14 protein-coding genes are annotated in these 15691 nt (G+C 44.1%); 5 read left to right on the top strand and 9 right to left on the bottom strand.

The window, feature by feature from the left end:
• Positions 1 to 3: 3 nt before the first annotated feature.
• Entirely contained in the window at positions 4 to 552 is a 549-nt protein-coding gene (locus tag BT112_RS18160; protein WP_072318887.1) for a 2'-5' RNA ligase family protein, read from the top strand.
• Here the strand turns inward: BT112_RS18160 and porT are convergent.
• The 4 genes from porT to BT112_RS18140 all read right to left on the bottom strand — a co-directional run bounded on the left by porT (position 539) and on the right by BT112_RS18140 (position 4486).
• Complete coding sequence (gene porT / locus BT112_RS18155; protein ID WP_072318886.1) at positions 539 to 1267, bottom strand: type IX secretion/gliding motility protein PorT/SprT; 729 nt, start codon at positions 1265 to 1267, stop codon at positions 539 to 541. The two genes, BT112_RS18160 and porT, sit on opposite strands and share 14 nt — an antisense overlap.
• A 41-nt stretch (positions 1268 to 1308) precedes the next feature.
• A complete protein-coding gene (gene ubiE / locus BT112_RS18150) occupies positions 1309 to 2037 on the bottom strand; it encodes a bifunctional demethylmenaquinone methyltransferase/2-methoxy-6-polyprenyl-1,4-benzoquinol methylase UbiE (RefSeq protein ID WP_072318885.1) in 729 nt (242 codons plus the stop codon).
• A 126-nt stretch (positions 2038 to 2163) separates the two neighbouring features.
• Positions 2164 to 3351 carry a pyridoxal phosphate-dependent aminotransferase gene (locus tag BT112_RS18145; protein ID WP_072318919.1) on the bottom strand — a complete coding sequence of 396 codons (1188 nt, stop codon included), beginning with the start codon at positions 3349 to 3351 and terminating at the stop codon, positions 2164 to 2166.
• 31 nt (positions 3352 to 3382) lie between these two features.
• Positions 3383 to 4486 carry a fatty acid desaturase family protein gene (locus BT112_RS18140; protein ID WP_072318884.1) on the bottom strand — a complete coding sequence of 368 codons (1104 nt, stop codon included), beginning with the start codon at positions 4484 to 4486 and terminating at the stop codon, positions 3383 to 3385.
• Positions 4487 to 4734: 248 nt separating this feature from the next.
• Between BT112_RS18140 and rsmG the strand changes: the two genes are divergently transcribed.
• Positions 4735 to 5358: a 16S rRNA (guanine(527)-N(7))-methyltransferase RsmG gene (gene rsmG / locus BT112_RS18135; RefSeq protein ID WP_072318918.1), complete on the top strand. Its 624-nt coding sequence runs from the start codon at positions 4735 to 4737 to the stop codon at positions 5356 to 5358.
• Between the two features lie 34 nt (positions 5359 to 5392).
• On the opposite strand, the gene BT112_RS18130 is transcribed toward rsmG, so the two are convergent.
• From BT112_RS18130 to gcvP, 4 genes are all read right to left on the bottom strand, one after another.
• Entirely contained in the window at positions 5393 to 6247 is an 855-nt protein-coding gene (locus BT112_RS18130) for a glycosyltransferase family 2 protein (protein WP_072318883.1), read from the bottom strand.
• 30 nt (positions 6248 to 6277) lie between these two features.
• A complete protein-coding gene (locus BT112_RS18125; protein WP_072318882.1) occupies positions 6278 to 6817 on the bottom strand; it encodes a class I SAM-dependent methyltransferase in 540 nt (179 codons plus the stop codon).
• A gap of 2 nt (positions 6818 to 6819) precedes the next feature.
• Entirely contained in the window at positions 6820 to 7878 is a 1059-nt protein-coding gene (locus BT112_RS18120) for a 3-oxoacyl-ACP synthase III family protein (protein ID WP_072318881.1), read from the bottom strand.
• A gap of 183 nt (positions 7879 to 8061) precedes the next feature.
• Positions 8062 to 10914 carry an aminomethyl-transferring glycine dehydrogenase gene (gene gcvP, locus BT112_RS18115; RefSeq protein ID WP_072318880.1) on the bottom strand — a complete coding sequence of 951 codons (2853 nt, stop codon included), beginning with the start codon at positions 10912 to 10914 and terminating at the stop codon, positions 8062 to 8064.
• A gap of 173 nt (positions 10915 to 11087) precedes the next feature.
• Here gcvP and BT112_RS18110 point away from each other — a divergent pair, with 173 nt between their 5' ends.
• On the top strand, positions 11088 to 11930 hold the full coding sequence (locus BT112_RS18110; protein WP_072318879.1) for a UbiA prenyltransferase family protein: 843 nt from the start codon (positions 11088 to 11090) through the stop codon (positions 11928 to 11930).
• Between the two features lie 35 nt (positions 11931 to 11965).
• A complete protein-coding gene (locus BT112_RS18105) occupies positions 11966 to 12343 on the top strand; it encodes a rhodanese-like domain-containing protein (RefSeq protein ID WP_072318878.1) in 378 nt (125 codons plus the stop codon).
• Between the two features lie 37 nt (positions 12344 to 12380).
• Here the strand turns inward: BT112_RS18105 and BT112_RS18100 are convergent, their stop codons facing one another.
• Positions 12381 to 14420 (bottom strand): M3 family metallopeptidase, encoded by a 2040-nt coding sequence (locus tag BT112_RS18100; protein WP_072318877.1) that lies wholly within the window; start codon positions 14418 to 14420, stop codon positions 12381 to 12383.
• A 988-nt stretch (positions 14421 to 15408) separates the two neighbouring features.
• Between BT112_RS18100 and BT112_RS18095 the strand changes: the two genes are divergently transcribed.
• The coding region (locus BT112_RS18095) for a transposase (protein ID WP_139276305.1) at positions 15409 to 15691 on the top strand (283 nt) is incomplete at its 3' end.

Below are 15691 nucleotides of genomic sequence, written 5' to 3'. Positions count from 1 at the left end.
GGCATGGAGCAGCATTTGTATTTTATAGCCATAGTACCCCCACCGCATATCCGCGATGAGGTTTGTTTGATCAAAAAGGAGCTCTGTGAAAATTATGGTATAAAGCACGCATTGAAATCGCCTGCACATATTACACTTCAAATGCCTTTCCGGCGCAGTGCTGGAGAAGAAACGATCCTGATCGGTGCGTTGCGGCATTTTGCCGAGAACATGCGCCCCGTTCCGATAGTATTGGATGGTTTTGGCAGTTTTCCGCCCGGAGTTATTTACATTGCGTTAAAGGGACATTCCCGGTTGATAGCACTACGGCAGGAATTACAAAAAATATTATCCGGACCATGCGGTTTTTCGGATACGGAAATGAAACATAAATTTCACCCTCATATGACGGTAGCTACCCGGGATATACCGGAAGCATCCTATAATGAGCTGTGGGAAATCTTCGGGAAACGGACTTTTCAGGCTTCTTTTGTCGCCCGTGGTATTACACTTTTAAAGCATAACGGAAAATACTGGGAAATTTTTCGCGAGTTCGGCCCTACTCAAATGTAAGGTTGATAAAAATAGCCCGGCTGTACATGTTTTCGATGTTCCCTGTCCATCGGGTTGCAGGATTGTCATCGGGTTTTAACTCATCAGTCAGGGCGAAAACCCCGCGGATAGAAGGGGAGAATTTGAAATAGTACAAATAGAAATCTATCCCGAACCCGATCTCGTAATAATAGGCCTGTTTTTTCATCCGGAATTTTCCCTCCCGGTTGTCTTCGCGGCTGCTTTCATTACTGCCCAGGTTCATGGATGTGGAGAGTCCGCCGACGATATAGGGTTTGATATTGCCCATACGTTTCGTACCTACCTTTAACAGTAACGGTACGTGAATATAAGTCGATTTTACCTGGCGAAGCCCTTTGACATCATCAAAAGAACCATCCGGGTTATAGAATCCGGGGAAGTAAAGGTCTCTCTGGGTATAGTACAGCCCGGGTTCGAGGCGGAGGTTCATATAATCATTGAGGCGAAGGTCTCCGATGAGCCCCACATTAAAGCCGATGCTTTTGTTTACCTGTACGTCTCTCAGGCTTTCCTGGTTGTCATACGCCCGGTAATCGAATTTGAAATCGTATTGATTGATCCCGAGAAAATAACCCCAGTGCAGGGGTTGTTTATCAAAGTTTTCAAGGTTTATCAACGGGTTTTCATTAAACTGCGCCGAGGCGTTATAGCTCAATAAAGTAAGCACAAAGGCACAAAGTAGTGTTTTGTTCATACGCTTAAAGTTTCCGTTTTACTTGGGTATGTCATGACTTTTTATTTGGAAGCTACATATATGGTAGCTACCCCAAGGGTCTGGGGATGGTTCTGCACCTTTATAAACCCGATTTTCGATAAAATATTGTTCAGTTTTTCTCCGTGTGGAAAAACAGATGCCGATTCGGAGAGGTATTTGTATGCCGAACGATCTTTGGAAAAGACCTTCCCGATCACGGGCAGAACGTGACGGGTGTACAGGTTGTACCCTTGTTTGTAGGGAGGTTTGGTAGGTACGGAGGTCTCCAGGATCACAAAGCATCCACCGGGGCGGAGGACACGTAAAATTTCCGAAAGTCCTTTCTCGAGATTTTCAAAATTTCTTACGCCGAAGGCTACGGTAATGGCATCGAATGTGTTGTCTTCGAAGGGGAGGTTTTCACTGTCGCCCAATACCATCTCGATAGTGTCTTCCAGTTTCTTTTCGGCTATTTTCTTTTTTCCCACTTCGAGCATGCCGGAGGAAATATCAAGGCCGATAATTTTTCCGGCCCCTGTCTGTGCCAGATTAATGGCCAGGTCACCGGTTCCTGTAGCGATGTCCAGTATCGTTTCCGGATTTGTATCTTTGACGATCTGTACTACTTTTTTTCGCCATTTTATATCTATTCCGAAAGAAATAACCCTGTTGAGGCCGTCATATTTTCCGGAAATCGTATCGAACATTTTGGTAACCTGCTCCTTTTTTCCCAATCCGGAGTCTTTATAGGGAGTGACATTTTCAGACATCAAAAAAAATTTTTGACAAAGATAGGGATTATTTGAAGCAATAGTGCAGGAGTCAAGGATGTAAAAAAAGGTTAAAGAATGCGTTTCCGCTCTTTAACCTTTTTATTCCGTGGCTTGTATGGTTGTTTAGGCCAGTACTTCTTTGATCCTTCGCAAGGCTTCTCTGAGATCTTTTTCGGAGGCTGCGTAAGAGATACGTATACAGTTCGGGTTTCCGAAGGCTTCTCCGGTCACCGTAGCTACATTCGCTTCTTCGAGCAGGTAAAGCGAGAAGTCGGAAGCATTTTCGATCTTTTTGCCTCTTAAAGTTTTTCCGAAGAACGAAGCGATGTTCGGGAAGACATAGAAAGCACCTTCGGGTACGTTGACCTGAAATCCGTCGATTTCACGAAGCAGATCAAGTACGAGATCTCTTCTTTTGTGGAATTCATCGATCATATACTGTATCTTGCTCACCGGTGCTTCGAGAGCAGTAATGGTGGCTCGTTGTGCTATACAGTTAGCTCCGCTGGTAATCTGTCCCTGCATTTTGTTGCATGCACGGGCTATCCATGAAGGAGCGCCGATATAACCGATACGCCATCCGGTCATGGCAAAAGCCTTGGATACACCGTTTACCGTAACGGTTCTGTCATACATACCTTCTATGGCAGCCATACTTACATGACCTCCTGCGAAGTTGATGTGTTCGTATATTTCGTCGGAGACCACATAGATCTGCGGGTGTTTTCTCAACACTGCCGCGAGCGCTTCGAGTTCTTCCTCGCTGTATACCGATCCGCTCGGGTTACAAGGAGAACTGTACCACAACATTTTGGTTTTGGGAGTTATGGCAGCTTCCAGTTGCTCGGGTGTCATTTTGAAGTCATTTTCTATCGAAGTAGGGACTTCAACGGGAACACCTTCGGCAATCTTCACGATATCGGAATAACTGACCCAGTAGGGAGCGGGAAGTATCACTTCATCCCCCGGATTGATCATCACCAGGGCTATATTCGCAAGCGATTGTTTTGCTCCGGTAGAAACGACGATCTGATCGGGTTTGTACGTTAATTTGTTATCGCGCTTAAACTTGGTTATAATAGCGTCTTTGAGATCGGCATAACCGTCTACAGGTGAATAGCTGTTATAGTTATCATTGATAGCCTGTATGGCCGCATCTTTTATAAAATCGGGAGTATTGAAGTCCGGTTCTCCGAGGCTCAGCCCTATGATGTCTTTTCCTTCTGCTCGCAGTTCCCTGGCTTTTGCTGCCATAGCAAGTGTGGCCGAAGTGGCCATGTTCAGGATTCTTTCAGATAGCTTTTGTTCCATGAGTTGTTGTTCCATCTGTTGTTTTACGTTCTTAATTATAGATATATACGGGTTTTTTACCCAGTGCTTTCAGATGTTTAAAATGCGAAATTATAGCTTTTCTGGTAGATTTATACTCATAATAGGGCAAATTAAACTCACTGGCTGTTTGTTTAACAATTTTAGCAATATTTGTGTAATGTATATGGCTGATATTCGGAAAAATATGATGTTCAACCTGGTGGTTAAGCCCTCCTGTAAACCAGTTTACTACCTTGTTTTTGGTAGAGAAATTGGCAGTGGTAAATAGCTGATGTATGGCCCAGGTGTTTTTCATGGTGCCTGTTTCGTCGGGCATCAGGGTTTCGGTGTCTTCGACGATATGAGCCAGCTGGAATACAATACTCAGAATAAGTCCGGCGGTGTAGTGCATGGTAAAGAATCCGATAAGGATTTTCCACCAGGCGACATCCAGGACTACCATGGGAAGTACGATCCAGAGCGTTATATAAATAAGTTTACTGATGATAAGCACACTCCATTGTTTTGCGGGACTATGCAGTTTTCCGTAGGAAAGCTTTCGTTTCAGGTACCTGCGTAACTGGCGGATATCTGTGGTAATAGCCCAGTTTAAGGTGAGAAGTCCGTAGAGGAAGACCGAATAATAATGCTGGAAACGGTGAAACCTGTGCCAGCTGGCATGTTCGGAAAACCGAATGATCTTTCCTGCATTCAGATCTTCATCATGTCCGTGAATATTGGTGTAGGTATGGTGCAATACGTTGTGTTGTACCCGCCAGTTGTACACATTCCCGGCCAGGATGTATATACTGGCCCCCATAAGATTGTTTACCCATCCTTTGGAAGAATAGGATCCGTGATTACCGTCGTGCATGACATTCATGCCTACCCCCGCCATGCCGATGCCTATGACCATGGTGAGCAATAACTGAATCCACTGGTTGATGTCGAGCGTGAGGATAAGAAAGTAAGGGGTAAGGAACAGGGAGAACATAATGATAGTCTTGAGGTATAACCTCCAGTTCCCTGTTCTTTTTATATTGTGTTCCTTAAAGTAGGCATTGACCCTTTTGTTTAGCGTTTTGAAAAAATTCCGGGTATCTTTTCTCGAAAATCTGAGTATGTCGTTTTCCATGAAATAATAGATGATTAATTATTCCGGAGAAGCTACAGGATAGTTATGATTCGTAAGCCTGATCCCGTTCTCCGGTTTTTTGGCGATCCATGGCAAGTATCCTGAGGTCTCGTAAATAGTTGTTTTCCGATATGTATTGTAGTAAAACAACCGGTTAAAACCAGTCAAAAATAACCAATTTGCGAGATATCCGGGATATCGTGGATATAAAATTTAGATTTGTTTACTTTTGTGCAAAAATCGAGCCCATGTCTTTTGAGGTCATTCAGCAATACTTTTCCCGACTTTCCGATGTGCAGGTCAGCCGTTTAGAGGCCCTTGAGCCTTTGTACACCGAGTGGAATGCAAAGATCAATGTAATTTCGAGAAAAGACATAGGAGAATTGTATATCCGCCATGTACTGCATTCCCTGGGGATTGCCAAAGTACAGCCGTTTGCCCCCGGAAGCAAAATACTTGATGTAGGTACGGGAGGCGGTTTTCCGGGGATTCCGTTGGCCATACTTTTTCCGGAAACCGAATTTTTGATGGTTGACGCCATCGGCAAGAAGATCAAGGTGGTGCGGGAAGTCGCACAGGCCCTGGAGCTCCGCAATGTCAGGGCTGCCCATATCCGGGCGGAAAAAATCCGGGAACAGTTTGATTTTGTCGTCAGCAGGGCCGTAACCAATATGCCCGATTTTGTGCAATGGGTCCGCAATAAAACTACCCGGGAGCATCGTCACGATCTCAAAAACGGTATATTATATCTTAAAGGGGGAGACCTCTCGGAAGAATTGAAGGACTTTCCGAAAGCTAAAGAATACCTGCTTTCCGATTTTTTTTCCGAAGATTTTTTCGAAACCAAAAAAGTAGTACACCTGCCTTTGTAACAATACAGGTAGTTCAATGGATGTCGGCAGTGGATTATATCCCGAGCTTTTTACGAATCCCCCGCCAGCGATACCTGCGTATAAAACGGCCTTCGTCTTCCGTTACGAGAAAAGGGACCTGGGTTGCCCCCGCCTGAAAATAACCTTTCAGGTTGTCTGATAAAACGATCGGATCTCTCTGTTTCCATGCTGTTTTTACCGATGCGATAAAGGTTATCAGCAAACCATACCTCATGGTGTACATGGCATGCCCCCGGAGCAGCCGGGCTTTTTTGGTGTAAGCGTTGCCCGTAGGACGTAAGTGTTTTATAATAAGCGTATCTGTGGTAGCGATGGAAAAACCGTGGTAACGGGCAAGTAAGGTGTCTACGGTATCCCAGCCTATGGCCGGCTTCAATCCGCCGATTTTTTCAAAACATGCTTTGGAGTATGATTTTACCGGGCCACGGACATGATTTTTATCTGCTATAGCTTCATAAACCCACTTGTCTTTCTGCTCAATATAAACGAGTCCGCCGGCTATCCCGATCGAAGGGTCTGCTCCGAATATCTGTGCAATGGTAGCAAAATAGTCCGGAGGCAGTACAATGTCGGCATCCATTTTCACAACGAAATCATAGTGGGAATCCAGAGTGTTGAGCCCCTGGTAGAAAGCCTGTATTACTTTGCCGCCTGGAAGGTGTTCCGTGGACGAATCGGTAGCGGATACCACATCGATCCAGGGGTATTGTGCCGAGAAGGGTAAGAGTACTTCTGTAGTGTTGTCCGTAGAGTTATCGTCAACCACGATAAGCTTTTCGGGCAGGAGTGTTTGTTCCGCAACAGACCGGAGTGCGAGAGGCAAAAATTTTGCTTCGTTATGGGCAGGTATGATAATATAATACTTCATGGAGTACGATGTATTTCGGGAGTCTCCCGGCTAAACTGCAGAAGTTGTCTTCTTGCGTTCGGCATACACCATATAATACCGCGGCGTAAAATACCGCAACAAGGGCCGGAGTCCGATTTTTTTAACAGGATTTGTCCACTTTTTACGGGCTTTGATTTCCCATCCGGCTTTTTCGAGCAGCCAGTCGAACTGCCAGTCTTCGAATTCGTGATAATGCCTGTCCCACATATCGGTTTTGCTTCGGTAGGCAGGCGAAAACCACAACCGGAGCGGGATAGAGGCTACCAGTTTATCTGCTTTAATGGCGTTTAATACATTAAAAGGAGCCACGAGATGTTCGAAAATTTCAAAAGCGGTAACCACTTCAAACTTGTCTTCGGTCACTACATCAACCTTAATGTCCAGATCCTCACCTGTGGTGTTGGTAACCCGGAAACCTTCTTTTTCCATAATTTCGGAAAAGGGGTTTGGTGTTCCCAGATCGAGTATCCTGGCATTTCCCGGAATATGTTTTTTAAGAAAGTCTAAGGTAATTCCGTACCGTTTCTTGGGAAAGTTATTTTCGTACATAGTTAGCATTTATAAACGACGGCATTGATATTCATGCCGGCGCCAACACTTGCAAATATAATAACATCTCCCTTATTTATGGACTGCCGTTCGATTTCGCCTTTTTTAACCATGTCGAGTAGTGTGGGTATGGTCGCTACGGAGCTGTTTCCCATTTTTTGAATGTTCATAGGCATAATGTCTTCGGGGACCGGGGTTTTGTAGAGCCGGAAAAAGCGTTTGATAATGGCTTCGTCCATTTTCTCATTGGCCTGATGGATAAAAATTTTCTTTACATTTTCTATAGCAACACCACTTTTATCCAGACAGTCTTTCATAGCCTGGGGGACGTGGATACAGGCAAATTCGTATATTTTTCTTCCGTTCATTTTAATGTAACGGGTATTTCTGCACAGGTCTTTATTATAGGAGTTGCCATAATAGAGGTAATATACTTCATCCTGGGTATAGCTTGCCGATTCACAAGCGAGTATGCCCTCGTTTTTTGCGGAGGTTTCGACTATTGTGGCACCGGCGCCATCGGAAAAAATCATGGAATCCCTGTCGTGTTTATCGATAACCCGGGATAGTGTTTCTGCTCCTACAACAAGGCATTTCTTTGCCATACCGGCTTTTATAAAAGCCTGGGCCTGGATGAGTCCCTCCACCCAACCCGGGCATCCGAAAAGAAGATCATAAGCTACACATTTCGGATTTTTAATCTTTAAAGCATGTTTTACCCTTGCTGCAAGACAAGGAATGGTGTCGCCCTGAATAGAGCCGTACCTGACATCTCCGAAGTTATGGGCCACGATGATATAGTCGAGCGTTTCGGAATCGATACCAGCATCCTGAATGGCTTTCTCGGCAGCATAAAAAGCCAGGTCGGAAGTGTTGAGATGTTCTTTGGCATATCGTCTTTCGGCAATACCCGTTATCGCTTTGAATTTGTCAATGATAACCTGGTTGGGAGGATCAAGCCTGACACCGTTAGCGTCTAAAAATTCATGTTGATCAAAACCTGAATTCATCTCTATTTCGGAAGGGATGTAGCACCCCGTACCGGTAATTTTAATATTCATCTGGTGAATTATTTTCTTTAAAGGTATGGAATTGATTTTTATTTTACTATGCGCGCATAGTAAAAAATACGATGTTCAACATCTTTTTTAATTCAGAGAAAACTGTCAGATGTCAAGGGGAATAAAAAAAGCCTTTCCGGAAAAAATCGCGGAAAGGCTTGTAAATGAGGCTTGTTTTATAAGCTATTCGGCTTCGATATACGCTTCTATCGGGGCACAGGTACACATGAGATTACGATCGCCATAGGCATCATCTACACGTCTTACCGAAGGCCAGAATTTATTTTCTGCAACATAATCCAGCGGATACGCTGCCTCTTTCCTCGAGTAGGGAAGATCCCATTGATCTGCAGTAAGCATCTCGAGTGTATGTGGTGCATTTTTCAATACGTTATTTGTATCTTCTGCAGTAGCGTGGTCTATTTCCTTGCGTATAGAGATCATGGCATCACAGAAGCGATCGAGTTCATCGAGATTTTCACTTTCTGTCGGTTCTATCATCAGTGTTCCTGCTACCGGGAATGATACGGTAGGGGAGTGAAAGCCATAGTCCATAAGGCGTTTGGCGATATCGGTCACCTCAATACCGTTTTTCTTGAATGGCCTGCAGTCCACGATCATTTCGTGTGCAGCCCTGCCTCTTTCTCCGGTGTAGAGCACATCAAAATGCCCGCTCAACCTGTTTTTAATATAATTTGCATTGAGGATGGCATGCCTGGTAGCATTGGTGAGACCGTTGACCCCGAGCATTTTTATGTATCCGTAGGAGATCAGGCAGACCAGGGCACTTCCCCATGGTGCGGCTGAAATTGCAGTGATACCGTTTTCTCCGCCTGTTTTTACTACGGGATTCGACGGAAGGAACTGCACGAGGTGTTTTGCCAGGCAGATCGGGCCTACTCCCGGGCCACCGCCACCATGAGGGATGGCAAAGGTTTTGTGGAGGTTGAGGTGACATACGTCTGCGCCTATGGTCGCCGGATTCGTGAGGCCGACCTGAGCATTCATATTGGCACCGTCCATATACACCTGACCGCCGTTATCGTGGATGATTCTCGTAATCTCCTTAATGGACGATTCGAATACACCGTGTGTGGACGGATAGGTAACCATAAGGGCTGCGAGGTTTTCGTGATGCTTTTCTGCTTTTTCCCTGAGGTCGTCAATATCTATATTTCCTTTTTCATCGGTTTTGGTTACTACGACCTTCATTCCTGCCATCACTGCGGAAGCGGGGTTGGTACCATGTGCCGATGCCGGGATGAGACAGATGTTGCGATTGGTATCTCCGTTGGCTTCGTGATAGGCACGTATTACCATAAGTCCTGCAAATTCACCCTGTGCGCCGGAATTGGGTTGCAACGATGTGCCTGCAAAGCCGGTAATGACATTGAGTTGTTGTTCCAGTTCGCTGAGGACTTCCTGGTAACCTCCCACCTGGTCTACGGGAACGAAAGGGTGAATGTTGGCCCATTGTGCCATACTCACCGGTAACATCTCCGAAGCGGCGTTGAGTTTCATGGTACATGAGCCCAGCGAAATCATGGAGTGATTAAGGGAGAGGTCTTTCCGCTCCAGTCTTCTGAGATACCGCATCAGGGCAGTCTCGGAATGGTAGGCATGAAAAACTTCGTTTTTCAGGAAATCTGATGTTCTTTGCAGGTTTTCCGGGATGACGGTAGCCTCTTCCAGGGTATGGAGAACGATAGTTTCTTTACCTGCGACTTCAGCGAAGACAGCGATGATATCATTGAGGTCATCGACCGATGTAGCCTCATTAATGGCTATAGATACTGTGTTGTCATCTATATAAAGGAAATTGATTTCGTGATTTTCTGCTGTTTTGCGTATGGCGACAGCATTGGTTCGGATGACAAGGGTGTCAAAATAAGACGGGTTTGTCTGCTCATAGTCCAGTTGCCCCAGGGCTTTTGCCAGGGTAATTGCGGAACGATGAACTTTGGAACTGATGTATTTCAGCCCTTCCGGACCGTGATAAACCGCATACATGCCCGCCATAACGGCGAGGAGAACCTGTGCTGTACAGATGTTGGAGGTCGCTTTATCTCTCTTAATGTGCTGTTCACGGGTTTGCAGGGCCATACGAAGTGCGCGGTTTCCGTTAACATCTTTGGTGACGCCTATAATTCGTCCCGGAACATTTCGTTTGTATTCTTCCCTGGTAGCAAAATATGCGGCATGAGGTCCGCCGTATCCCATCGGGATACCGAATCGTTGCGTGGTTCCTACCACGACATCCACACCGAATTCTCCTGGAGGTGTGAGCATGACAAGGCTTAGGATGTCAGCCGCTACGGCAACTTTGATATTATTGTCATTAGCTTTTGCCACAAATTCTTTATAGTCGTAAACCTGGCCGTACTTACCGGGGTATTGAAGAATAGCTCCAAAGAAATCCGCAGAAAATTCAAAGTTCGCATGATCTCCGATAACGAGTTCTATGTCGAGTGGAATGGCCCTGGTCTTAAGGATGGAAAGGGTTTGCGGTAAAATTTCTTCAGATACGAAAAACTTACAGGTGTTATTTTTTTTCTGATCTCTGGAACGAAGTTCGAAGAGCATAGTCATAGCTTCAGCAGCGGCTGTCCCTTCGTCGAGCAATGATGCATTGGCCAGTGGCATACCGGTAAGGTCGCAGATCATCGTCTGGTAATTGAGCAGGGCTTCGAGCCTTCCCTGGGCTATTTCAGCCTGGTAAGGTGTATACGCAGTGTACCATCCCGGACTTTCGAGGACATTTCTCTTGATCACGGAAGGGGTGAAAGTTTCGTGATAACCCAGTCCGATATATGATTTGAACATCTTATTCCTTGCAGCGAGTTTTTGAATATGGTAAAGGAATTCGTTTTCACTGAGGGCTCTCGGAAGATCGAGTTTTTCTTTTAGTAAAATGTCATCCGGAATAGTCTCAAAAATCAATTGATCCAGGCTTTCTGCGCCAATGACATTCAGCATTTTATCCAGGTCGTCTTCTTGCGGCCCAATATGACGTACTGCAAAGGAGTCTGTTCTCATTCTCTAAAATTAAATGTATGTGTAAATCGTTGTGTTTGCGGCGCAAAAATACGTATTATATTTGTTAAAAATAACCTTTTGTATCTACTTGTACACAAAGTTTTTAACGGTCGTAAACCGGAATGTTCAGGGCAGATTATGCGTGAATAAAGTCTATTTTCTATTTTTGTCCGATGAGCTTTTTAACAAAGGTATTCAACTTCTATATCGAGGCAAGTATACATGTGGCCCTGTCTGTATATTCGCTAACGGTTATAACACTGCTGAACTTCGGGATACCGTATGATGAAAATGTTTGTTATGTCGTTTTTTACGGAACCATTGTCGGGTATAATTTTATAAAATACGGAAGTGAAGCCAGGCGATTTTACGTGGTAAAAACCCGGTATGTAAAAAGTATACAATACTTTAGTTTTATCTGCTTTCTGCTTTGTGGATATTACCTTTTGCATTTAAATGCAGCTGCTTTTATCGTGCTGGCCGTATTGATGATCCTTTCCTTTTTTTATGCGGTTCCGTTATCTTCTTCTTTCCGCAACATCCGGAATTCTCCCGGTATTAAGATCTTTATTGTTGCTTTGGTGTGGAGCGGTGCAACGGTGGTGCTTCCGGTAGTAAATAATGCGGATATTATGGCTTTCGGAGAAGCCTCGGTACAGGATGTGGTCCTCGAATGGTTACAACGTTTTCTCTTTGTTATGGTGTTGACTATTCCTTTTGAGATCAGGGACATGGCGGTAGATAACCTTTCTTTGGGAACCATACCGCAAAAAATAGGCATAAAAAATGCCAGAAAACTCGGGATATATGTACTGGTTGTCGTATTTGCCCTGGAATTATTAAAACAGAACCGGTTGGGAACGGATGCGATGACATTGCTTGTCGTGATCGTACTGTTAGTACTTGCCCTGATTTACTCAAGGGTAAAACAACATCGTTACTACTGTAGTTTTTGGGTGGAAGGCATCCCGGTAGTTTGGGCAGTATTACTGGTATTGTTTAAGAACTGGAAATAAAATAGTTATTTTTGAAGATCAAAATACGTGTAATCATGAAATACTTATTATTGGTTTTATGTGGTTTTGTCGGGTTATCTGTTCAGGCGCAGGTAGCGGATGTAGATATTACCAAGCTTAGTGAAAAAGACCTGGCTGGAAAATTCCTGGTCGATGTGCGTACACCGGATGAATACGGAGAGGGGCATTTTGCAGGAGCCCTGAATCTGGATAGCTCGGAGCCTGACTTTCTTTCGCAATGGAAGGGCATTGATAAAAGCACGCCGGTGTATGTGTATTGCCGCACAGGTAAGCGAAGTGCCAGGGTTACCAAATCTCTGGACTCACTGGGGTTTAAGGAGGTGTATAACCTTCAGGGTGGGTATCAGGCCTGGGAAAAGGAGCAGGCTAAAAAGGAAAAGCACAAGAACTGATTTTTAAGGTTCTTATGCTTTTCTTGTTTTAGAAGGGTCAGGATACTTTCTCCAGTAGGCCGGCTCTGCGAAGGAGTGCGTCCGGTTTGGGCTCCTGCCCCCGGAAGCGTTTGTAGAGTATCATAGGGTCTTCGGTACCACCCCTGGATAGTATATTCTCCTTAAAACTCACAGCTACTTCTTTATTGAAAATTCCTTTTTCCCTGAAGAGTTCGAAGGCATCGGCATCGAGTACTTCTGCCCATTTGTAACTGTAATAGCCCGATGAGTACCCGCCCTGAAAGATGTGTGAAAAAGCTGTGCTCATGCAGGTTTCCGGTGTTTCAGGATAGAGGTTTGTAGCGCTGAAGGCCTTGTTTTCATGTGCCTTTACGTCTTTTATTGTGGTCGGATCGATACCGTGCCAGCTCATATCCAAAAGCCCGAAACTGAGTTGTCTCAATGTTTGAATTCCTTCCATAAAGCTCGAAGATTTCCTGATCTTCTCTACATATTCCATGGGGAGATCTTCTCCGGTTTCGTAGTGCCTGGCAAAAAGTTTTAACGCCTCTTTTTCGTAACACCAGTTTTCCAGAACCTGGCTCGGAAGTTCTACAAAGTCCCAGTACACACTGGTTCCGCTTAGAGAAGGATAGGTGGTGTTAGCAAGCATACCGTGAAGGGCATGTCCGAATTCGTGAAATAAGGTGGTGACTTCATTGAAAGTAAGTAATGAAGGCTTGGTCTTTGTCGGTTTGGTAAAGTTACAGACGATAGATATGTGCGGACGGTCATTAATACCGTCTTTTATACATTGAGGTTTGTATGAAGTCATCCATGCGCCGTTGCGCTTGCCCGGGCGAGGGAAAAAATCGGCATAAAAAAGGGCTGTGAAATTTCCGGAGTTATCTGTTACCTTATAAGTTTTTACATCTTCGTGATAGGTGTCCACATCGTGTACCTCTTCAAAGTTCAGATCATATAATTGATGAGCTATGGTGAAAACCCCGCGAACCACATTTTCCAGTTTGAAGTAGGGTTTTAGTTTTTCGTCGTCGAGATCAAAAAGTTTTTGTTTTAGTTTTTCGGTGTAATAGGCTCCGTCCCATTTTTCCAATTGTTTGATGCCATCCCGTTCCCGGGCGAAATCCTGTAATTGTATGAACTCCTTTTGTGCAGCGGGTTTTGCTTTTTCGAGTAATTCTTTTAAAAAGTCGTTAACCTTTCCGGGGGTCTTTGCCATCCGTTCTTCGAGAACATAATGGGCATGGGTTTTATATCCCAGAAGATTCGCGCGCTCAAAGCGGAGACGTGCTATACTTAATACGGTTTCACGGTTGTCGAGTTCATCATTGTGAAATCCCTTACTACCTGAAGCGAGCAGCATTTTTTTTCTTAACTCCCTGTTGTCGGCATAGGTGAGGAAGGGGACCAGGCTGGGGTAATTCAGGTCGAATACCCATCCTTCTTTGTCTTTGCTTTCGGCAAGGTTTTTTGCGGCTTCCAGGGCACCTTCCGGAATCCCCGAAATATCCTTTTCATCGGTGAGATGGAGCTCGAAAGCGTTGGTCTCGGCGAGTACGTTTTCTCCGAACTTCAGACTAAGCGATGAAAGTTTCTTGTCGATTTCGCGGAGTTTGTTTTTTTTGTCCTCGGATAGTGCGGCTCCGTTCCGGGCAAAGCTCTTATAGCGGTTCTCTAAAAGGGTTGTCTGTTCGGCGTTGAGGTCGAGTTCTTTCTGCTGCAGATAGACAGCTTCAACACGTTGAAAGAGTTTCTGGTTCAGCCGGATGTCATTGCCGAATTCCGAAAGCATCGGAGAAATTTTCTGTGCCAGCTTCTGGATCTCATCATTTGTTTCGGCACTGTTCAGGTTGAAAAACATGCTGGTCATCCTGTCCAGGTATTTTCCTGAAAATTCCAGGGCTTCTATAGTGTTCTTAAAGTTAGGTGACTCCGTATTGGATGTGATAAGGTCTATTTCTCTTTTGGCCTCTTGTATTTCATTCTCAATAAGTGGCAGGTAGTCTGCAGCCTGAATTTTTTGGAAAGGAGCAGATTCGTATATAGTGTCAAATAGTTTTCTGATGTCTGGCATGATATAGTTTTTCTGATTACGAATATAGGATTTATGCGGGAAAAGAAAAAGCAAAGCGGAGATGCTATAAAAAAGAAGAAGCTGCCTAAAAGACAGCTTCTTGAATTACTGAGTTTATTAATTAACATTTGCATGTTAAACTACCCCAAAAATAAACTACAGTAAAAGTCTAAACCAACCATGAATCTTAAAACAACTAACTAATCCAGAAACTTTAATCGAATAAAGTGTATGCTGTTTTTTTAGTGACTATCCAGCGTATGTTTCTGAATGACGTTTCAAATATCCGATAAGTTGATGTCTTGATGTTTTTGGCGAAAACCTGATTTCATGAAAATCGATAAAATGTATGTTTTTATCGATAAACTACACGGTGTGTTCGTGATCTTCGTTTTTTTGAGGACGATTACGTGTTGATGTGTATAAAGAAAATGGAAGTTTTTTGATGGAGCTGGTGTTGATGCGTCAGGGAATAAAAAAGAGGCCGTCCTGAATTTTGTCAAGGCAGCCTCTTTTGTATCCCGAGAAAAGAATTAAATGCGCAAATCTCAGAAGGTAAAAAATAATTTTTGGACATCCCCGTATACATACGAAGGTTGACCTTTTTCGATTATCCGTAGATGTCCGAGGGTTTTTTGCACATCATGGTGTCCCAATCGCAGATTGTATCCCCGGGGCACGAATAAGATCCGTTGGACTCCAGTTTGCAGGCAATACCTCCTCGGATTAACTCTTGTTCTTTTCGTGATAACTTTTTCACATCTTGTAAGTTTGATATACTCTTTAACATGGTGATTAAGGGTTTTTAGTTAATATTCCCGAACATTTTAAGACATTTCAGGTTTATGTCTGTATGGTTATTTCAGTTAATATAAAGAAAATCAATGATATTTCCTAATGCCGATCGTTAACGGGGATAAAAAAAGAGGTTGTCTAAAAAGGCAGCCTCTTTTTTTTGTTATAAGGTTTTGTGTTTGTAAATTTAAGCATGAGCCGAAAAGTCACCTGGAAGATCTACGACCAAGGGCAGTTGAGCCTGCTTCCGCCCAGTTATGATGACCTAGTTCCTCAGAACCATCCTGTACGTATTGTCAACACGATTTTGGACTCGGTAGACTTGAGCAGCCTGGAAAAGACCTATCGTGGAGGCGGTACATCGAGCTATCATCCCAAAGTATTGCTAAAAATTTTAGTGTATGCCTATTTGCGCAACCTGTATTCTTCGCGTAAAATAGAGCAGGCTCTACATGAAAACATCCATTTTATATGGC

It is taken from the genome of Sinomicrobium oceani (assembly GCF_900119185.1).
Lineage (GTDB): Bacteria > Bacteroidota > Bacteroidia > Flavobacteriales > Flavobacteriaceae > Sinomicrobium > Sinomicrobium oceani.
This window is presented reverse-complemented; position numbering and strand designations above follow the sequence as displayed.